We start from the raw sequence: 21,071 nt of genomic DNA on the forward strand, positions 1-21,071 counted from the left end.
ATTTATGCATAACGCAAATTGCTCATCTTCTCCATACTTTTATTCTGCAGAAGAGAATAACCGGGGTTTAATGACCATAAACAAAAATAGCCTGGTACGTCATTTCTGGCGTACCAGGCTATACAACCGACTTCCTCATTACGTATACCCCTTTCTGTTTTTCCATCGGGTTAAGGAAGCTTTATAGTTAACAGCAACGTTTAAGAGACTCCGACGCTCTTTATTGAACTTTTATTATATTTTGCTGCACGTGTCTACTTTAAACGTTACTGATACTTTCAAAGAACTTACTGGAGAGGATTGAAAGTGGTTGCTTTAGATACATAGTTGTTAAAACTTATACCTTGAGGCGTTTAACCTCATGCACTCCGCTTTTCCTTTCCTCTCCGATTTTATTATATCACATTATTTGATTTTTGCTAATGCAACTTTCGGATTTTTTATGGTATTATAAATAAATTTCGTAAAAATTATATTCCAGAATACTTAGAGCAGTTACAATGAAAATTGCATTAGTGGTGTATCAGTTTATTAAGGAAAAAGGCGGTGTGGAAAGTTATGTGTGTAACTTATCCAAACAACTCCTCGATCGCGGTTATGAAGTTCATATCTTTGCACATCGATTTGGTGGAGACCGTAATAAGAGATTGATCTGCCATCCTGTTCCGGCCATTACCTTCTGGTCGCCATTAAAATACTGGACATTTGCAGTAAATGCCCCTAAGATTATTAAAAAAACTCAGGTAAAATTTGATCTCGTTCACGGATTTACCCAAACATTGTTTCAGGATATTTACCGGGTCGGCGGGGGATGTCATTGGGACTATATGATGCATACCTACCCCTTGATGCAATCTCTGTTTGGCAAGATTCTCATATGCCTGAATCCAAGGCACTTTAGCCTGCTGTTTTTAGAAAGGATTATTTTCAAAAGGAAATACTATAAGCAGATTACCTGTATCTCGAAACAATGCAGGAAAGAAATTATACACCATTATCAATTATCTCCAGACGCCATAGAGGTTATTTATAATGGGGTAGACATCAATATATTTACGCCTCAAAACAGAACAACGTATAGAGATAAAGTAAGGGCTAAATACGGAATTGCACCAGATGAAGTTCTCCTGTTATTTGTTGGTTCCGGTTTTAAGAGAAAAGGCCTGAAATATGTAATTGAGGCATTGTCTCTGGTTAATAAATCTCGAAAAGTAAAATTGCTCGTTGTGGGGAAAGGAAACGTTCGGGAATACCAACGGCTCGCAAAGGAAAAAGACGTTCTTGACAAGGTGGTCTTTGCAGGTGTGTGCAAACAGACCGAGGAGATATACGCCGGGGGAGATATTTTTGTTTTTCCCAGCGAGTATGATGCCTTTGGTACTGCCTGTCTTGAGGCAATGGCATCCGGACTTCCGGTTATTGCCAGCAATACCAGTGGCGTATCAGAGATTATTACCCACAGGCAAGACGGTTTCGTTATTAATCACCCCGTTGACGCAAAGGAAATAACAAATTATATTAACGTACTTCTGGAAAAAGAAAAAAGGGAACAAATAGGCCTTGCCGCAAGACAAAAGGCAGAAATGTATTCCTTTGAAGCAAATATTGAAAAAACGCTCAGGATTTATCGTAAGGTGCGAGATACCAATCCAATAAAATAGATGGATATAAATACTTTTATCAGAGATGACATTCGGTGGTCGGCAAAAGGGGTACTGCCGGACGTATTAAGAGAAATGTTTCATGCCCTTCATGAAGAGAAACAGTGTGAGGTCGTCCGTAATGGATATTATAAAAAGGTATTACGATACACACATAATCAAGGGTCTTTTTACATAAAACGGTACACGACCAGGAACTGGCTGGAAGGCGTTAAATCATTATTTTCCTTATCAAAGGCACAGAAGGAATGGAACTGCAGCCATCGGCTGCTTAAGAATCGGTTACTTACCGCAGAACCTGTTGCGGTGGGAGAAAAGAGGCGCTTTGGGATGTTAAAGGATTGTTATATCATCTCAAAGGCAATACCAAATAGCACGACGGTAAAGGAGTTATTAATTACTGTCCAACGATCATCCTCACAGGTGTCAAAGAAGAATACGTTCCTTAACAATCTTATTTCCTACGTTAAAACGGTACATGATCACGGTATTTTTCATGGAGAGCTCCATGCTGAGAATATACTGGTGGACCGGGAGAATACCACGTTATTTTATTTGCTAGACCTCGGACGCGCAGCATTTAAAAAGAGACCACCATTATCGTTACGGATTCGGGAACTATCGAGGTTATTATATTCTGTCACCGATACCTGTACAAACGAAGAAATAACAGAGTTGATAGATAATTATACAAGACAACTGGTTCCCGGAGACGGGGAAAATTTTCGTAAGGCCGTCCTAAAGGAAATTTACAAGACCCGGCATAGACTCTGGCACAGTAGAACGAGAAAATGTTTAAAAACGAATAATGTATTCAAGGTTACTACCCATGCCAGTTATACCGTAAACATGCGAAATGAATGGGATGTTAGCACACTAGCTGCCTTGATCAGGAAACACATGCTTTGCTTCAAGGAGCGCCCCGGTACTATTGTAAAATCATCCGCAAAAACAGGCATCACGCTTCTCCCTGTATCTCACGAAGGCATTAAAAGTGTATGCATCAAAGAATACAGATATCCATCCGCCTGGAAGAGATTTTTGTATTCCTTCTGGAGTTCTCCTGCACGAAGGGCATGGATTGCTGCTCATGGTTTGATGGCGGCAAACTTTCGGACTCCCAAACCCATTGCATTATTTGAGGAAAAAAGAACTGGTATACTCAAAAAGAGTTTTATTCTTATGGAGGACATTTCTGCTTGTCTTCCGTGTAACAAATACGTGAGTGAAAAATTTCATGATTCTTGTAATAAGGCTACAACCGGCAAAAAACGGGAGTTTGTTTCCTGTTTAGCAAGATCTTTTCAGCAACTCCACGACACAGGCATATATCACCATGATTTAAAGGCGAATAATATCATGATTATGGAACTACCGGATACCTGGGATTTTTTTTATCTGGATCTGGACCGGGTAACTTTTCAAAAAAAAATAACCATCAAAAAAACGGTGAAAAATTTATCCCAGTTAAATGCATCTATTCCCCATTGTATTACATACACAGACAGATTACGATTTTATCGGGTGTATGCAGGCATAAATAATCTTACGAAAGAAGATAAAGAAATAGTACGGGCAATTATTCAATTAAGCATACGGCGGAAACATGTATGGAATCCAAAAACACAGATTACACAGATAAAAAATAACTAATAATGAAAAAGGTTTACTTTCTTATACAGGGATGGGACCACCCTGCAAGCAGATACAGGGTATTGCAATACCTCCCTTCTCTTCAAGAAGCACAGATAGAGACGCACGCTGCATTATTTCCGAATTCCTTCTTTCAATGGATGAAACTGTTTTCAGAACTCAAAGACTATCATACCATTTTTATCCAGAAGAAACGGCTGTGGCACTGGCAACTCTGGTATTTGAGAAGGAAGCACATCAGGATCATATACGATTTCGATGATGCCATTATGTTTAAAAGCCCGGTAGATGGCGGTGGACGGTCTTTTAAAAGACAAAGGACATTTGCCAGGATGGTACGGTACAGTGACCAGATTATAGCCGGAAATCAGTACCTGAAATCAAAAGCTATACCCTATAATAAAAATATAGATATTTTGCCAACTGCAATCGACACAAGGAAATATACGACAAAAGATTATTGCAGCAGCAAAGAAAAAATTACCATTGGCTGGATAGGAAGCAAGTCTTCTCTTCCGTTCTTAAAGGAATTAATTCCCGCCTTTGATTATGTAGCAAGCCAATACAAATCTGTAGAACTAAAGATTATTTGTAACGATTTTTTCGATTGTAATACGATGCCGGTTATAAAAAAAATGTGGGTGCTTGAAGATGAAAATGCAGATTTGCAGGATATTGATATTGGTCTGGCACCTTTGCCTGATCATGAATGGACGAAAGGTAAATGCGCTACCAAATTACTTCAATATCTCTCTGTGGGGATTCCTGCTGTCTGCTCACCGGTCGGCGTACATACGGAAATAATAAAAGAAGGGGAAAATGGTTTCTTTGCTGCCTCCGCAGAGGAATGGATCGAAAAGATTGGTCTTCTCATAAAGGACAAGGCCCTTCGGGAACGCATGGGAATGGAAGGGAAGAAAACAGTGGAATCTGCTTATTCCCTGAAGGCAAATATACCGAAATTTATTAACATCATAAAAGAGATTTAATCTTAATGAAGATACTTTATCTATATTCGGATTGGAAGTGGACAGGTCCTTCTCAGCCTATAGTTGAATTATGCAACTTCATGAGTGAAAAGGCTGAGGTTTTTTTGCTTATGAGCCCACCAAAATGCCCCGAAAGCAGGTTTGTTGCTCATGTCAGAACGGACAGAATTCATCTTATTCAGGGACTGCAAAAGCGTGGTGGTATTGGTTCATTAATGAAAAACAGAAGGTTGGTAATGCGAATTATACGTCAGGTTAAACCAGATATAATTCACTTCTTTCGGGAGCGGGACCTGGTTACCCTTCCGGGTAATTCCGAAAATTTCATTAAGGTATTTTCAAATCTTAAGGATGCTTATCCCGGTAAATTGAAAAGAACCCTTTGGAAGACCGCAAACGGAATTACGGTCTTTCAGAAAAAGCTCTATGACGATTTATTTCAGGAGTTTAGAAATGTAGTCTATATAAAGCCGTGGTTAGATCTGCAGCAGATACCAGCAAAACTTCAAAATATTCGACCTGCATTTGGATTATCAGCAGAAGATTTCGTCGTAGGTCTTGTCATGCGTATTCAACCACACAGGAGATTCGATCTGGTTATTGAAACAGCAAAGCTGATAAAGGAATCGCAGAAAAGAATAAAGTTTTTACTGTTTGGGAAAGGGCCCTATGTTCAGAGACTTGTCATGGAGCCTATTAAAAAGTATGGTCTTACAGATATAATAGTGCCTGGTGGATACAGAAAACATGATTACTGGGATGCTATTAATTCTTTTGATATAATGTTTTATACCGTAGCTGGTTCTGATGGTACTGCCCGTGCATTAAGGCAATGTCAGGCTATGGGGAAACCGATTATCTGTTTACACAATGATTTCATGCAAGAAATTGTTCAAGATGGTGTAAATGGTTTTATTGTTCATGATGACCCGAAAGAAATAATGAAAAAAATTCACGAATTGTATTCGGACAGAAATATGTTAATCGATTTTTCGAAAAGATCGGAGAGTCAGGGGAAAACTTATGATCTTAACAAAATCGGGCAAGAGATGTATGCATTCTATGAGAACCAGATGAGGGTAAAAAAATAAAATTTTTTACAGGAAATCAGTACTTCTGCATGTATAACCATGAATGATAATCGTTCCTTAGTCAGCGTAATAGTACCTACCTATAACTGTGCGCGTTTTTTACCCGGCTCTCTTGGGTCGGTTTTATCGCAGACATATGATTTTTACGAAATTATTGTTGTTGATGACGGATCGACTGATAATTCAAAAGAAGTATTGAACCCATTTATGCAAAAGATAAGGTACATAAAACTGGAACAAAACAGAGGACTCCCCACCGCAAGAAACGTCGGCATTCAATCAGCTCGAGGTAAATATATAGCTTTTCTTGATGCAGATGATCTCTGGTTGCCTGAAAAATTACAGGCAGACATGGAACATTTCGACAAACACCAGGATATCGGTATGGTATATTCAAAACAGATAAACATGGATGAAAAGGGATATGCGCTTGATGGGTGTTCCAAGAGACGGTTACCATCCGATAATATTTTTATCCGGTTATTTTCCGAACAGAATTTTATCATTGCCTCATCCGTGGTAGTACGAAAAGATGTATTTGCAACGACAGGTTTGTTTGACGAACAACTTTTTAATTGCCAGGATTGGGATATGTGGTTACGTATTGCATTTTATTTTAAAGTCTCAGGGATTAATAAACCGTTGGTTAAATACAGACATAATCCGCTTTCTTTGAGCAAAAACAGGAATAATGTCTTAAAATATCAAAAGCTGGTTATTGATAAAACATATAATACGTTCAATGACAAGGAATTCGGAATTAGTGAAAAACTTTATAAAAAACGGCTGGCTTCGCATTATGCAAAGACCGGTCGATATTATTTACGGATAGGGAATAAACGTCTGGCAAATGAAAATTTCCGTCTGTCTTTGAAATATGATCCGTTAAATTTGAGAACGCTTAGATACTATTTCCGGTTATGGTAACTACCCAACCCGAACGAGTCGGAAGTGTAAAATGGAAAGCAAAAAAAACAAACGATCACGTTAATCCCCCTTGCCAAAGGAGGAAACGGGGGGTTGTGATTTTTCCCGAATGTGTGCTACTTACAACCCCCGGTGTCTCCTTTTTTTAAGGGGGATTTTCATGTTCCTATCGCCATAAATATCGCATAAATAAAATAAAAATTTCTATACAATCAAGTTACTTTGTCATTCACGATAAATAGTTCAGAAATACATGGTCAAAACAAATAAAAAGAGTGTGAAGGGTTGGCTGAAACATCCTCTCCCTTATTTTTTGAATAAGAAAATCCGCCGCCTGATTATGAGGACGACAAGCCTGTTCCTGCATGAGGTAAAGAAGGAGCAAGTCAATCTTCTAAAAGAGCAAATAAAAAAAATCTTGTTGGTGCGTGCCAACTTTCGCATAGGAAATGCCATCCTTGCAATACCGTCCATAGGTATATTCAAAAAAAATTTTCCTCATGCCACGATTGATTTTGTTGGCTCTCCCGCATCAGGATTACTTTATAAATATCTGCCAGTTGATCACCACTATAGCATAACCCGTAATTTTCCCGGTATTTTATGGTCTTATTTCTCTCTCTTATACAAAATGAGATCTCGTAAGTATGATCTGGCAGTTGATGTGAGTTGTTCACAGTCAATGATGAACTCATTTATTGTGGGATTTTCCGGGGCGCGCTTTCGCGCCGGGGCCCGGGGGAAATGGGACAGTTGGTTTAACATTTCCATTCCGAGGCCAGCGGAAAAAAATAAGTATAAAGTCCTGCCGGTATTTTTTCATACCATGGGGATGGAAACACAACAGGTATTGCCACAACTGATATTGTCTCCTGAAGAAAAAGAGGAAGGGAAAAGAAAAGTAACGGCATTGATTGGAGTGAATCAGGTTCCTGTTGTCGGGGTTTTTGTTGGGGGCAGGAAATCAAAAGGTAAAAAATGGCCTCTAGAGAATTTCCTGAAACTGATTACAACCCTTCGTGCTCAGGGAATACACGTCATCGTTTTTTTTGGGCCTGATGAGAAAAAATTGATGGGATTTTTTGGACAATCATTGGGGAATGATATTCCCCTCGTCTTTGAACCTTCGTTGAGAACATTTGCTTCCATGGTCTCACATTGCAAGCTCTTCATTGCTTGTGATAGTGGCCCGATGCACCTTTCCTGCGCACTGGGGGTACGTACCATTGCAGTGTTTCTCAAGCGTAATTTTAATCACTGGGGTCCACCGCCGGATATTGCGCAAATCATGTACAATCCGGAAGGAATCCTGGTTGAAGATGTCCTGAAAGTTGCTGTTGCAGAGTTACGTAACGTCCCATCTTCTTAATTTCTCTTTTTACCCTTTTCTATGATTGCCCTGAATTTTATCATTGTAAACTGGAATACCAGACAACTCTTGATAGATTGCATCCGTTCTGTTTATACGACCGTTACGGGCATCAGTTACCACATAACTGTAGTCGATAATGGTTCCGGGGATGATAGTGTTAAAGCCGTGCATGATCAACTTCCACAGGTTTTCGTCATAGAAAACCGGGAGAACAGGGGATTTGCTGCCGCTGTGAACCAGGCATTAGAGAAAAATACAACCAAATATACGTATAGTGTATTACTCAACACTGATACCCTCTTACAGAAAGGTGCCATACAGGCAATGTATTCATTCATGGAACAGCATAAAGATGCTGGGATCGTTGGTGCACAACTGCAAAAATCTGATGGCACAAGGCAGCATAGTTATGATAATCATCCGACCCTGGCAACGGAGCTTTTTAACAAAAGTTTATTGCGGTGGCTCTTTCCCGGAAAATATCCCAGTAAAAAGACGCAGGCACCACAACCAACGGAGGTAGAATCAGTTATTGGGGCATGTATGATGATAAGGAACAAGGCAATAGAGGATGTTGGGAAATTGGATGAAGATTACTTCTTTTTTCTGGAGGAAACCGATTGGTGTTATCGCGTGCAAAAGGCAGGCTGGAAGGTGTATCATATACCGGACGCCAGGGTCATTCACCTGGGGGGGCAGAGCAAGAAGATGGTGCCATGGCAATCACAGGTGGAGTATTGCCGTTCGTTGTATATTTTTTTCAGAAAAAACAGGTCCACCTTTTCGTATATCATGCTCAGAATATTATACCTGATAAAGATTATTGTGAACTTAGCTGCAAATATTATTGGTAATATATTCGTGTTATTCCAAAACAAAAAACTTCATTACCGGCTATCAGTATATTATAAGCTCTTTCTGTGGCATCTTTTCTTATGCCCTGATTGGATGGGTTTAAAACCTGTTAAAAAGAAGAGACACGAGAACTGATTTAAAAATTCATTATGGATAATAAGCCTATTACATCTTACACAAGCCACATTTCAGAGTATGCCTTTATTGGCTATTTTTTTATCTTCTCTTTTTTCCCATTCAGTGCAGATATCCTGAAATTACTGTGCCTGTTGACTGTTATCGGGTGTTGGGTGGCGCGGATGTTGTCAGAAAAAAAGGTACTTTTCATGAAAACAGCACTCAACGTTCCTATCATTTCATTCCTTTTGTGTTCATTAATGGCTTCATTTCATTCGGCTCGTATCCAGTACAGCCTTGGGACGATATTCCATGATTATCTCACATATTTTATGCTCTTTTTTTGCATGGTGAATACCATCCAAAGTCAGGAACAAATAAAGCGGATCATAAAAGCCATGCTCATTACCTGTGGTCTCGTGTGCGCGTACGGTTTGTATGGATATTACACTGGAATAGCTATCCGTGATGAAAGATTTGTGGCCACCTTTGAATATCATTCCCGGATCGCAAAATATATATCGTTAGTATTACCCATTGTTGTCTGCTTATTTTTCTATTACAAAAATAGAGTAAACCGCATCTATGTGTCCATTCTCATTTTCGTATGCAGCTTTTCTTTAATCTTAACAATGAACAGGACAAGCTGGGTAGCCATTTTAGTTACGACGTTTTTTATCGGTTTTGCCGCTCAAAGGAGGTACCTGATATTTCTATTGATTGGCATGTGTACATTAGGTATCTTCATCTTACCTTCCAGGTTTATCACGCAGTTAAAAACCATCGCGCAGGTTAACAAGTTTTTCACATCCGAAGAAATTTTAGGTGAACGGTTGTTATGCTGGAAGGCATCAATCGCCATAGCGAAAGATCATCCTGTGTTAGGCATAGGGCCAGGCAAAAGGAATTTTCGGGACGTATATCAACAGTACGCAAAAAAAATAAGAAACGCGGAAAAGCAACAAAAAAACGAAATGGTTGAACAATCCCAGGAAATAAAGGTCAAGAGAAAGACCAGAATAAAGGGTATTGAACGATTATCCCATCCGCATAACATCTTTCTTCATTTACTGGTAGAATCAGGTATCCCTGGTTTGCTGACATTCCTGTGGCTATTTATAACAGTATTTTATACAGCAATAAGATCATGGCGGCTATCAAGATCAGAATACGAAAAGGCGCTTTTGATGGGTATCACGGCAAGTCTCATTTCCATCTTCTTGCACGGTTTTACCGATAGCTTCTGGAAGAAACCCGATGCAGTATTTCTTTGGTTCATCATTGGAATATTATTCACGGTTATTCACAATACAATAATCCGCGAACAGGTAAATTACCGTTAAAATGAAGGTGTCCGTTATTCTGGTAAATTACAATTCTGCTGCACTTCTCCGGCAATGTTTGAAATCGATTTACGAACAAACAAAAGGCATTTCCTTCGGGATTATTGTTGTTGATAATGCGTCTTCTGATAATAGCAGGCAGATTGTTCGTTCGGAATTTCCCCATGTACACCTTATCGAAAGTTCAGTCAATCTTGGCTTCAGCCGGGGAAACAACCTTGGCGCCAGCCTGGCTAAAGGTATGTATCTTTTGTTTCTTAACACAGATACGATTCTTTTTGAGAATTCGATCAAGTTGTTAGCTGATTTTCTTGATAAATATCCGGAGGTTGGCGCAGTGGGCCCCAAGATCCTTTTTGATGACAGGTATTTCCAACTTTCAGCAGGACGGCTTCCCAATCTTTTTGGAGAATTTATTGACAAAATCGTGTATTCCCTTGCCCGCAAATGGCGCGCAGTTATGTGCCCTTTGTTAGAGCGCCGGTTTAACAAGATAAAAGCCGTTGGCTGGTTAACCGGCGCATGCTTCATGGTTCGTCAAAAGGCTTTTTTGCAGGTTAGCGGCTTTGATGAAAAGATATTTATGTACTTCGAAGATAAAGACCTCTGCAAGCGGCTTAACTCATCCGGATGGCAAGTCATGTACTATCCATCGACATCCATTATTCATTTACTCGCCGGAAGCTCCGGTAATGTTGATAAGCAAAAAATCAACGAATTTTATCGCACCAGCCAGCTCTATTACTATCGTAAACATCTGGGAAGGCTACAGTCTGAAATGATCAGGTTGTATCTCCGTGCAACGGGAAAGCTGCGATGTCTGTAAAGAAAATCCACATTTTGGAAATGATTGATGACGCAAGCATTGGTGGGGGGCAGGTTCATGTGTTGATGCTTGCAAAGTATCTTGATCGTGAGAAATTTGAGGTCAGTATAGCGTGTAATGGTCGGGGTTTTCTGGTTGATGAAGCCGGCAAGCTGGGCATTAGTACCATTTCCGTCTCCATGGATAATCGTATCAGTTTGAAAACCTTTCGTGATGTTGCACAAATGTTTCGCCGGTCAAATATTGATATCCTCCATACCCATGGTGGTACGGCCGGTTTTTGGGGACGCATAGGTGCTTTTCTTTCGGTCAGATCCATTGTTCGTATCCATAGTTATCATGGCATGCATTACCTGAGTAAAAACCACGCATTCCCCCGCCATTTGCGGGTGATAGACCAACTTCTTCTCCGCTTGACCGACAGGGTCATTTGCGTTTGCCCGTCCGATTATCAGAAAGGGTTAGAGGCGGGAATAGTAAACAAAAAGAAAGGCGTCATAATCCACAATGGAATTGAGATAGAAAGATTCCAAAATCTCAGCCATAGGAAAGCGCTGAGAACCCAATACGGACTTGACGGATCTGCCATATTGTTTGGAAATGTGGGGCGCCTTCATGTGCAAAAGGGGCAACGCTACCTCCTTGAGGCATTTCAGGCAGTAAAGAGCAGGCAACCTCACGCACGGTTATGGATTATCGGGGAAGGAGAGCTTAAATACGAGCTGGAAAAATTTGCTCAGGACTTAGGTATTTATAATTCGGTTCACTTTTTCGGTGCAAGAACGGATGTCCATGTGCTTTTGTCTGCTATTGACGTCTTTGTTTTGTCTTCTCTATGGGAGGGGCAACCCATCTCAATCCTGGAGGCAGGGGCTGCCGGAAAAACCGTAATTGCCACGAACATTGATGGCGTCGCAGACATTTTGGTCGATGGAAAAAACGCGCTCTTAGTACCGGTAAAAGACCCAAATGCCCTTGCGGCAGCAATGACGAAGTTGGTCAATGATGCCGGATTACGAACCCGTCTTTCATCCTCCATGAAGGCCACCGTATCCGAAAGCTTTACTGCTGAAAACATGGCGAAGAAAATTGGAGACCTTTATCAGGAGACTTACTCTAAGCGCTTTGGTTGACGTCAAAACTTAGTAACAATTTAGTTTTTTGAAAAATTACGTTCCTTATATATCCCCTAAAACACAGATCTTGTTAAAGGCAACGGTTTTGGGGAAACGCTTGTATAAATGCCCGAAGGGCAGAAAGTATATAGCCAGGGGTATAAGCCCCTGGACAAGAAAACATCAACAAGAAATAACCCCGAAGGGGTGGAAGAAAAGGAATTTTCCTTTCGCCCTTTCAGGGCTTACCATTTTATTATTCATTTACAGGGGGCTTCACCCCCTGCTATATACTGAAAGCCCTTCGGGCTCGCAAATTGATATGTTTATTGTATATATCTAGACGGCTACAATTTTTTTCAAAAAACTAAATTGATACAAAATTTAATCTTTATTACTTATCCACCTCTTAAGGATTGTCTCTTCTTTAAAACGTGGAATGTTCCACAGTAAATTTCTGTATTTTAAAAGAAGACTAAATGGATTTATTAAATAATAAAGATATCTCTTCTTAGAGGACAAAGGAATTGAATATCTTCTAGAAATAACCTCCGGATGAGGAAATACGCCTCTTAGTAAAATCTTTATCTTTTCTTGAAACGTATGAGCTATTCGTGATTGAACCACTGTGTTGGGGACGAAGGTGTTATCATCGTCTATCGTGAGGATTCTCTCCCGAATCAGCCACATTAACTCTTTATCTAAACTCACCGAGGCAAAACCAGTAAGGGCATTACAAATAAAATCGTCGCTTCCTTTGATAATTTCCTTTGCGATGAAAATAGTAGCATAAATAAGGTCATCTATCCCGTATTGTTCTGCCCTACGTTTAACCCTTACCCAGTCAATCTCGTCTCTATAGTGTTCGAGTGTTTGAAGGATATCACACAATTGAATAAGTGCACGTTTGCTAAAATATCGACCTCCAAAACGGTGCTGTAAAAAATGAATGGAAAGGTGGATAATTAAATCATTGGGACAGAGCATGAGTGCCTTTCTTCCTGAAAATTCTATGGTTTCAGCTTCTTCCCACCATCTTTCGATGATATCGGTGTCAATAATACGGATGCGTGACGGATGGGCCTTCCTTGCTATATGCCAGTGAATTTCAACCGGGATATTCTTCTCCGGATGGAGATAGCTTATATGCTGATCATTCTCACGATACCATTCTGGGGGCATATCACCATGAAAATGATACCCTAATTCGGTCATTATTTTTTCTGCATGAGAAAGGTCTTCTTTTTTCACCAGGAGATCAATGTCACTCATTGGTCTTAAACCAATATCACCATAAACTGTTTTGGCTAAAGCCGCACCCTTTAGAACAATAATTTTCATACCTTTGACACGAAATGCCCCCAAAATTCTATCTAGTTCTGCATAAATGCGCATATTTCTTGCCGCATTGCTGTAATAGGCCATCTGAAGCTTATCCATGACATTTTCAGGAATAAACTGGCTCTCCTGAATGTTTTTCAGATTACTGTAAAGCAACGGGGCAATACCATACCAAAAAGCAGCGTTCAGGACCTCTTCCCAATCCAGTGAGAGGCTTATAATGTCTTTAACTTTATCTACTGCATCCTGGGGAATCCTGATCTGAGCACAGTATGATAAGAGTCTATTTTCTGGAGATAAATTCATATGAAACTCTTCTTCCTTTTACTTTTGGTTCTTCATTAATAACTTCCTATTTCTCATGAAGACGTGATTTCCACTTACAAAAGACTGCGAACAGAATTTTTCGAATGAAGAAGGAAAAGACCTGCTCGCACTTATGGAAAACAGGAGTCAAGCAGGAAAAATAAGTACCGAACAATTTTTGTTTGAGATTGCGTCCACAACCATGTATTTGGGCTAAAGACAACGTACTCACCGCAATAAACCACCCCAATATCCGCCAAGCTGAGGTATCGAGAGGCATACACCGATTCCCCCTTTTAACGGCAAGCACCCTGCCAACAATCTCGTTGTTACTCAAGGGAGGATCGAATTGAGGGACGTTATCTCCTTTCGTGACAAATATGGGTCCGGCATCATTTCTGAGTATACTCAGCACCCGATGGGCAATGAGTGTGCCTCTCCGCCGAAAGACAATCACATCACCACGACGCATACCAGTACATCCATGAGCCACTAACACCTGGTCTCCTTCCCGGATAAGGGGAAACATGCTTCGGCCCGTAATAGAAATGGAGTGTTGCTCTTTTGTTTGACACCATACATTAAGCATTGCCCCCAGGACAGCATCTTGCATGGTCTTCTCGGCAGGATTATGCATAAGATCAAATAATTAAAAACTTTATAATCGAAGTTTGAGATTTATTTGGAATTTGTTTTTTAGTATCAATTTAGTTTTTTAAAAAACATCCTGACTCGAGCAAGTCGGGGCATATAGCACGACATTTATGTCGATGTCTTGCGAACTGAAGTTCACGTTACACGGGTGGTAAAACCTAATTTTTAGCTGCTCGCTCCCAAACTTTGTTTGGGAGTGTACTGGACGAGAAACTCAGTTTCTCTGTAATTGTGTTCCCAAACGGATGCTTCAACAAGTTCAGCACATGGTTTGGGAACAAGCGGTGGCGGTTTATTACCGCACCGCCTCAATGGTAAACGTCGCATCGGATGTGTCTTTCCCCTTTCTTTTGCCTGATTCATTATAGCCTATCACCTGGATCAGGCACTTTTTCTTATCCCTTTTCAGCACAGGTACCTTCCATTCATAACTTGTGCCCTCTACATTTTTTGCTATTTTTTTCCATGAATTTCCATTATTCAAAGAATATTTTAAGGTAAATTTCACGATATCCTGGGGTGCCTCCCATTGTATGGCATACGTGGACCCTGCGGCTATTATTTCACCCCCGTTTGGCGCGATAACCGACAACGGCGAATCGGCAGAAACACCCAGCTGTGTGGCCGGATCGCCAAAGAGCACAAAGGTTTCAACCAATTCTCCCAAAAAGTCGCCTTGGGCGTAGGTAGCAATCTTGGCAGCAGTAGTAGCCGCACCAAGTCCATACAGGCCACCCTGAAAGATAGACCCATAAAATTCCCGCATCAGTATTCGTTGATAGGATGTATAACTCAAGGCAGTGGGAGCCCATACGGCTATTGCCCCTTTATCCGCAAGCCTCTGAAACTCTTCTGCAATAGAAACCTGTGGTTTTGTCCCGGTAAAAAATCCATTCAGGCAATCTGCCACGGTCACCATCGTCAATTTGTGCGTATTGTTTAACGATTCAATATCGTTATTGTCAAAGATAACTTTCGTGTTATCTTCCCACAATCCCCACCTGTCCACTGCCCCATGTCCCGCGTAATTGGCCAGAATGCTTCCCTTATTGATATAATTGATGATGTCTTTGGTAGGGTCTCCCGATGTGTAATTACCTGCATAAACCTTGTTAGCAATGTAGTTATTGGGCAGAAGGTTTGCCAATTCCTCTGACAGTTCTTCACACGAGGCATCATCGTCATCTGCAACGAATAATGCATCCCTATTCCAGGAATCATCGGGTGGATTTTTTTCGTAGGAGATGATCTTATCCGCAATGTCATTTGCCTGTGCTTTGGTTTCCGCACTCAGTCGGCCAATAAACATATCGGGCAGGATGTCATCACCACTTACCAGGACAAACCAGTTATCGGATGGCGTTTCTCCCAGTATATCCGTTTCAATAAGCTGCGATGGTACGTAATCCACCGTACCCGTATGGAGATTATCTTTATAATCCTGGCAGGCATCGCCGAGGAGCAGGATATACGTGGGTGCCGGAGCGACCCAATTGTTGTAGGCATACGCCAAAAAGTCCCGTATGGCCTGAGGATTAAAGATGCCGTAGTTGAACTCATCGTAAATGTCCTCAATCTTGACCGTGACCACTCTCAGGCCTGAATCACTTCTATGATTAGCCAGTTTTAATGCGCTGTCATAGAAATCCTCATGTGTTACGATAATATAGTCGGCCCCGTTGCTTGTGGATTTCCAGGACGATGATTGATCGCTTTCTATGCTGGCAGGCGATTTGTATCGTGCTGACGTCAGCGCCAAATATCGCGTTCCTGCCTGGGTGGCATCTTCAAACTGCAGTGTGTATGTGTTTCCTTCAGTCAAAACGCCTGTATTGATGATAAGTGCCACATTGGCCGGGTCTGTTATATCGAAAATATTCACAGCATTGCTGCTAAAACCGGATACTTTGAATTGGAAAGTACCGGCTGTTGGTACACCAAAATGAAGTTCATCATTTTCTGCCACGTAGGTATCAAAGTAATCAATCTCTAACCAATCCACAAAAACCTGGTCCACTGTGGCCACGGTGTCCCCAACAGCTTCCACGCGGATGGTATTGGCCCCCTCGTTTAGATAGGAATGGGGCACAGACACTTCATGATCGAAGATGATCTGTCCATCCCACGATTGATCGTCTATCTCAACACCGTTAAGATAGATCTTTGTGTGGTGGTCGGGATTCGTCTGGACGTCGGTACGCCCTTTCAATCTCACCCGCACAGTTGCTGTGTCAGTCGTAGTCGAAATATGGTTCAAAACCAGGGAAAAGTCTCTCGATTTCGGCGCCGTTAACTTGTCATCCCAGAACCAGTGATCCTGTCCCTCGCCATTGGGAATGGTTTGCCAGTAATAGCTGTCCTCCTCGGCATGCAAGGTGGCAGGAAAGTAATCCGGTATGGCAGCGCTCCCTGAAAGTGTCCCATCCACCGTACGCATCCGTTGACCATTGCCATCGCCTGCGGTCAACCAATATACATTTTTAGAGGTATACATATCGTTGTTTGCTATGCCATAAAAAAGGATGGAATCGTTTGTATCAAATACGCCGTCGCTCTCGCCGTATATAGAAATAGGCACTTCCGTACCCTTATTGCTCATCCTAAGTGTGCGAGGGTCTATACTACTCAATTTTAAGCCTGCATTTGTAAGATCATCGTAGGTTAGTTTATAGATACCATTTTCATTTATTCCAATCTTTAAATGAGTTCCATCGCTTGTGATTGAATCATTTTTAGTCGCTGCGCTTTCAGGCAAGGATACCTCTTTTGCAACCGGCGGTCTTTCTAAAATGTCATAGTTAAGGATATTTCCTCTTAACAAGGGCTCGTAAGCAGGACTGGGCAATCGTATTGTTTTCTCTACTGAAACAGGGGTATTCCATGTAATCCTTGCAATAATACGACGGTAAAGACGCACCTCTTGAGTAACCGGGTTATATTGTACCGGATAAAATTGCACCTGAGCCACAGGCTGGTCTCGCATGAATCCGGTGCATCCTGTTTCGACTATTGTCCCCGGATAGAAAGAGTCTGTGGAGTAGACTTTTTGATTGAGGATGAAAACCTGTTCTAGGTCTTTATTCCTCATACTTACCACGCTATCGCCTGCCACGCTCAAACCTGTCGCCGGATAAAGACGATATCCGCTCAATGTTTCATAACCGGCATCCAGGATTTGCACAGAAACGCCCTTTGTAGATGGCAAACCCAGCAATGCACCGCACATGGGAATCTGGGGGTCTCCTGGTTTATTCCTTTGCAACAGGGAAGATATAGTGACCCGATGATACCTTTCCCCTTCATGCTCTATCGTTTCTATTTGATAATCACTGACTTTTAATTCAAGTATCATGGACTGGCCATCGGCATCCAATATCCTTACTGGACTTCCAGAAGCCTTTTGCGCCTCTGCAAAAGGCAGGAAAAGACTGCTTACAATAAAGAACAGAGCGAGAATCATAACACTGGCGCCACAAAAGCGCCAAATACCCGGAGAAATATTTCTTCCCTTACATAATCGCATCTAACACCCCAATGAATAATTTTTCTGAAAAATGTTTGCGTCGTTAAACCAGTAAACTAATTGCAGACTTAAGAATTCAAGTTAGAAAGTCCCCTCCTGGGAGGGGATTTAGGGGTGGGTAAGTCGTTAATTCGTGAAATATTCACCCCGTTAGAAAGGAGTCTCCGTCCGAAAGGGCGGAGTTTGAAGCCTCTTCTAAACTTTCTAACGGGGTTCACTGAGATTTCACGCCCAGGTGACCCACCCCTAACCCCTCCCAAGAGGGGAATAATTTGTACCATTATAAAATATGCGGATTTCAGTTAAACACGGACAACCGAAGTTTGTTATTGTCTCCCTAAAAACTCTTCGCAGGTTCAATCGTCCCCGATTGAACCGAAACATTTGGCATAATTCCATCTCACAGCACGAGTTCAAGCCTTAGAGTAACGTTCATAATACCACCCCCCTGAATCCTCTCCTGGGAGGGGATTCAGGGGCATGCGTGTTAAGTTAAGAATTTATAATTACCATCAACCCCCTTGTTTTGGTACAGACGCCCCGCCGGGTCATTTTTACTTATCCCCCGCTGGCGGGGGTTAGGGGGTGGACAGGACTGCTTCAATTTGTGTCTACCATGCTGTTTCCTCCATTTACTTATCACTGTTTATATTCTGCAACACTTCATCTTATAGCTAGCGCTCGCAGAGTAATTGTCTATCATGTTGGCCTTCCCATTTCCACCCCCTGCCCCCGCCAGCGGGGGATAGTAACCGCCCGTACCCACAAGATTTTAAACTGCTATAGTTTGCAAGAGGGCACGGACAAACTCCGTTTGTCCATGCCACCCCAAAAACCGCTCAACTTAACGCGCATGGACTCAGGGGTAGGTTCGCTTTTGCCTGCATCTATTATGCGCCTGCAAGACCGCACACGAGATCTGCCATCTCCTGAAGGGGGCCAACAGAAAGTTGATAACAGTTCGCATGCGCTATTGCGCTGGATAATTCCATAAACAATCGCGTGGAACTGCCACCAAATTCATCTTTTAAGAGTTCCGACCTGTACCCGGCTTGAAAGCGACTTAATAACTCCATCACGGCCTGACTCTTTGGTATCTCTTTGAGTCGTGCAGGTGCTTGAAAGGCAGGGCGTCTTTTTGTTCCCTTGATGATATCCAGCACCAATATCCGATGGTCCCTGCACAATGCCTCGATTTGTGTAAGAACAGGAGTCGTGCGGATGGCATGTAGCTTAAGCATAGGATAAATACTCGAATTACCTGTTTGCACATCTGTTACACCTTCAATTTGACTTACTGTGGCAAGAAAGGTATCGTCCAATCGGTCAACATAAATGCTCAGTTCCTTTCTTGAATTGACCCCAGTATCTTCTTCCCCCTCGGCAGGGTCTTTTAAGATAATAATGTGGTTAATGGAAGATACCTTGCCCAGACAGTTTGGTTGTATCTCTTCGATATCCAGAATCAACTTGCCCAGCCATAGTGGAGCCCCCGCAGCCTCCGATGGGAAGCCGGCAAGTTCTAATGTCCCTCTGCGAACCCTGAGACTCCTGGGAAATGGATATACGAATCTATCATTCCGACCCAAAGCGGCAAATTCATCTGAAAGGAACCTGAATCCCCGCCGTATAAGTTCTAAAACCAGGGTCGTCTTTCCATGCATGGCATCAGCGGCAAGAATAATACCTGCTCCTGCGTAAGAAACAACCCCGGCATGAATTAAGAAATGACTGCGTATCCTTGTTATAATACTGATGAGTATATTTTCGTAAGCATACCCGTCCAGTAATCCTGTGTCATTCAGTGGTATAACCTCACGGTCAAGAATCAAAACCGGTTTACCCCATGAGTTATCTGGATTAGTCAACAGGATAAACTCAACCGGTGCGTGAGTCATCATCATCTGTCCGTCGATTGTAGTATTATCCTGTAAAAACTTCTTTTCCCCATCCCCGCTTTCGCGAGGACGTGTTTCATGAAGACAGGTTTCGGAAAGTTTTTTACACCCCCCTGTGTCCCCCCTTGCGAAGGGGGGAATCAAAGGGGGGTAATCAATAACACTTCCTCTTTCCCTTGCGAAGGGGGGAAGGAGAGGGGTATTTTGGTTACAGCTCGGTTGTGCATTGAATCTGCGATACATCCGGGCAAAACAATTGATAAAATCACCGGAATCCGATTTTATAAGTACTTCCCGATCAAAAAAGCGCAACTTCAATTGTTGAAGCGAAGACCCTGTTGTCAATAATTCCACAGTGGTAATCTTACCTTTGTTGTATTGCATTTTAGAAAAACAAAGAAATAATTTTCATCGGTACAACCAAAAAATCCTACGTACCTTTTGAGGTGTGTCTGGATGGTGTTTTTACCATCCAGACACACCTGTATTACGTTTAAGCCACCACCATGCACAAAAATATTTAGAATGCCCTGTCGTTAACATAAGGGCCAGTTTGTGCCGGCCCCAGTTTCTCCAGTATCTCCTCATCGGTGTAGGTAATTACTTCTGGTACCACATACTCTGGCAATTTCTTGTTTTCCATATTTTTTTCACCTCCTTTTCTCTAGAAAAAATTTTCAATGTTTCTTTATGCCTTCAGCCTTTGCCTTATCACTGAGAGTCGATCCCCGACTGCTTACACTTTTTTATTCTGACTTCTGTTACACTTCCCCTCAAATCCAAAATCTAAAATCCGAATTCCTAAATCTACTTCCTCACCCTCACCTTTTCTGGACCATGCATGGTGCTCAGGCCGTTATAGTCCACGTCCTCCAGCTTATAGTAGTATGTACCTTTGGCCGGTGGCGTGTCTACATGGCTGTAACTGGCTCCTGATGTGGCATTGCCTTGGGCAGGGATAAGGAAATCGTTGATCTTTTTGTAATGCCCATCCTTACTTCTGGCGCGGTAGAGGTTGAAGCCGGCGTTGTCGATCTCCGTGGCTGTCTTCCAGGTTATGACAACACTTCCATTGACGTCAGCATTAGCGGTAAACGAGATCAATTGGATGACATTGGCCTCATCCGTATCCCCCACACTCGTTAAGCACTTATCCTCAGAATTCGGTGGATCGCATACGTCCGGGTTGTTCGTACCAGGGTCGCAGATGTCGCTGCCACCTTTGCACTCATCCGTATCCCCCACGCTCGTTAAGCACTTATCCTCAGAATTTGGTGGATCGCATACGTCCGGGTTGTTCGTACCAGGGTCGCAGATGTCGCTGCCACCTTTGCACTCATCCGTATCCCCCACGCTCGTTAAGCACTTATCCTCAGAATTTGGTGGATCGCATACGTCCG

15 protein-coding genes are annotated in these 21,071 nt (G+C 42.0%); 10 read left to right on the top strand and 5 right to left on the bottom strand.

All coding sequences use genetic code 11. The features are described 5' to 3' along the window. Positions 1-500 precede the first annotated feature (500 nt). From E3K36_09305 to E3K36_09350, 10 genes are all read left to right on the top strand, one after another. Entirely contained in the window at positions 501-1,661 is a 1,161-nt protein-coding gene (locus tag E3K36_09305; GenBank protein ID MCF6155433.1) for a glycosyltransferase family 1 protein, read from the top strand. Next, positions 1,662-3,314 (top strand): hypothetical protein, encoded by a 1,653-nt coding sequence (locus E3K36_09310; GenBank protein MCF6155434.1) that lies wholly within the window; start codon positions 1,662-1,664, stop codon positions 3,312-3,314. 2 nt (positions 3,315-3,316) lie between these two features. Then, on the top strand, positions 3,317-4,303 hold the full coding sequence (locus E3K36_09315; protein ID MCF6155435.1) for a glycosyltransferase family 1 protein: 987 nt from the start codon (positions 3,317-3,319) through the stop codon (positions 4,301-4,303). A gap of 5 nt (positions 4,304-4,308) precedes the next feature. Beyond that, complete coding sequence (locus E3K36_09320) at positions 4,309-5,394, top strand: glycosyltransferase (GenBank protein MCF6155436.1); 1,086 nt, start codon at positions 4,309-4,311, stop codon at positions 5,392-5,394. Between the two features lie 39 nt (positions 5,395-5,433). Next, the gene (locus E3K36_09325; GenBank protein ID MCF6155437.1) at positions 5,434-6,321 is read left to right on the top strand and encodes a glycosyltransferase; all 888 of its coding nucleotides are present in this window, start codon (positions 5,434-5,436) and stop codon (positions 6,319-6,321) included. Positions 6,322-6,574: 253 nt separating this feature from the next. Next, positions 6,575-7,690 (top strand): lipopolysaccharide heptosyltransferase family protein, encoded by a 1,116-nt coding sequence (locus E3K36_09330; protein MCF6155438.1) that lies wholly within the window; start codon positions 6,575-6,577, stop codon positions 7,688-7,690. A 21-nt stretch (positions 7,691-7,711) separates the two neighbouring features. After that, the gene (locus E3K36_09335) at positions 7,712-8,683 is read left to right on the top strand and encodes a glycosyltransferase family 2 protein (GenBank protein MCF6155439.1); all 972 of its coding nucleotides are present in this window, start codon (positions 7,712-7,714) and stop codon (positions 8,681-8,683) included. 14 nt (positions 8,684-8,697) lie between these two features. After that, positions 8,698-10,008 carry a hypothetical protein gene (locus tag E3K36_09340; GenBank protein ID MCF6155440.1) on the top strand — a complete coding sequence of 437 codons (1,311 nt, stop codon included), beginning with the start codon at positions 8,698-8,700 and terminating at the stop codon, positions 10,006-10,008. 1 nt (position 10,009) lies between these two features. After that, positions 10,010-10,834 carry a glycosyltransferase family 2 protein gene (locus E3K36_09345; protein MCF6155441.1) on the top strand — a complete coding sequence of 275 codons (825 nt, stop codon included), beginning with the start codon at positions 10,010-10,012 and terminating at the stop codon, positions 10,832-10,834. Continuing rightward, a complete protein-coding gene (locus tag E3K36_09350) occupies positions 10,825-11,967 on the top strand; it encodes a glycosyltransferase family 1 protein (protein MCF6155442.1) in 1,143 nt (380 codons plus the stop codon). Before E3K36_09345 ends, E3K36_09350 begins: the two co-directional genes overlap by 10 nt. A 366-nt stretch (positions 11,968-12,333) precedes the next feature. Here E3K36_09350 and E3K36_09355 read toward each other — a convergent pair whose 3' ends face one another. The 5 genes from E3K36_09355 to E3K36_09375 form a co-directional block, all read right to left on the bottom strand. Then, on the bottom strand, positions 12,334-13,596 hold the full coding sequence (locus E3K36_09355) for a hypothetical protein (GenBank protein MCF6155443.1): 1,263 nt from the start codon (positions 13,594-13,596) through the stop codon (positions 12,334-12,336). Positions 13,597-13,642: 46 nt separating this feature from the next. After that, positions 13,643-14,233, bottom strand: coding sequence for a signal peptidase I (locus E3K36_09360; protein ID MCF6155444.1), 591 nt, complete (start codon positions 14,231-14,233; stop codon positions 13,643-13,645). Positions 14,234-14,545: 312 nt separating this feature from the next. Then, entirely contained in the window at positions 14,546-17,773 is a 3,228-nt protein-coding gene (locus E3K36_09365) for a hypothetical protein (protein MCF6155445.1), read from the bottom strand. Positions 17,774-18,663: 890 nt separating this feature from the next. Then, positions 18,664-20,055 (bottom strand): hypothetical protein, encoded by a 1,392-nt coding sequence (locus tag E3K36_09370; GenBank protein MCF6155446.1) that lies wholly within the window; start codon positions 20,053-20,055, stop codon positions 18,664-18,666. Between the two features lie 423 nt (positions 20,056-20,478). Further along, positions 20,479-21,024, bottom strand: a complete 546-nt coding sequence (locus E3K36_09375; protein ID MCF6155447.1) for a hypothetical protein — start codon at positions 21,022-21,024, stop codon at positions 20,479-20,481. Between the last annotated feature and the right edge of the window lie 47 nt (positions 21,025-21,071).

It is taken from the genome of Candidatus Brocadia sp., from assembly GCA_021646415.1.
GTDB lineage: Bacteria > Planctomycetota > Brocadiia > Brocadiales > Brocadiaceae > Brocadia.

Excerpts from the sequence above, each read along its gene's own strand:
- E3K36_09305 (MCF6155433.1), top strand. The coding sequence starts at position 501 with ATGAAAATTGCATTAGTGGTGTATCAGTTTATTAAGGAAAAAGGCGGT.
- E3K36_09310 (MCF6155434.1), top strand. The coding sequence starts at position 1,662 with ATGGATATAAATACTTTTATCAGAGATGACATTCGGTGGTCGGCAAAA.
- E3K36_09315 (MCF6155435.1), top strand. The coding sequence starts at position 3,317 with ATGAAAAAGGTTTACTTTCTTATACAGGGATGGGACCACCCTGCAAGC.
- E3K36_09320 (MCF6155436.1), top strand. The coding sequence starts at position 4,309 with ATGAAGATACTTTATCTATATTCGGATTGGAAGTGGACAGGTCCTTCT.
- E3K36_09325 (MCF6155437.1), top strand. The coding sequence starts at position 5,434 with ATGAATGATAATCGTTCCTTAGTCAGCGTAATAGTACCTACCTATAAC.
- E3K36_09330 (MCF6155438.1), top strand. The coding sequence starts at position 6,575 with ATGGTCAAAACAAATAAAAAGAGTGTGAAGGGTTGGCTGAAACATCCT.
- E3K36_09335 (MCF6155439.1), top strand. The coding sequence starts at position 7,712 with ATGATTGCCCTGAATTTTATCATTGTAAACTGGAATACCAGACAACTC.
- E3K36_09340 (MCF6155440.1), top strand. The coding sequence starts at position 8,698 with ATGGATAATAAGCCTATTACATCTTACACAAGCCACATTTCAGAGTAT.
- E3K36_09345 (MCF6155441.1), top strand. The coding sequence starts at position 10,010 with ATGAAGGTGTCCGTTATTCTGGTAAATTACAATTCTGCTGCACTTCTC.
- E3K36_09350 (MCF6155442.1), top strand. The coding sequence starts at position 10,825 with ATGTCTGTAAAGAAAATCCACATTTTGGAAATGATTGATGACGCAAGC.
- E3K36_09355 (MCF6155443.1), bottom strand. The coding sequence starts at position 13,596 with ATGAATTTATCTCCAGAAAATAGACTCTTATCATACTGTGCTCAGATC.
- E3K36_09360 (MCF6155444.1), bottom strand. The coding sequence starts at position 14,233 with ATGCATAATCCTGCCGAGAAGACCATGCAAGATGCTGTCCTGGGGGCA.
- E3K36_09365 (MCF6155445.1), bottom strand. The coding sequence starts at position 17,773 with ATGCGATTATGTAAGGGAAGAAATATTTCTCCGGGTATTTGGCGCTTT.
- E3K36_09370 (MCF6155446.1), bottom strand. The coding sequence starts at position 20,055 with ATGCAATACAACAAAGGTAAGATTACCACTGTGGAATTATTGACAACA.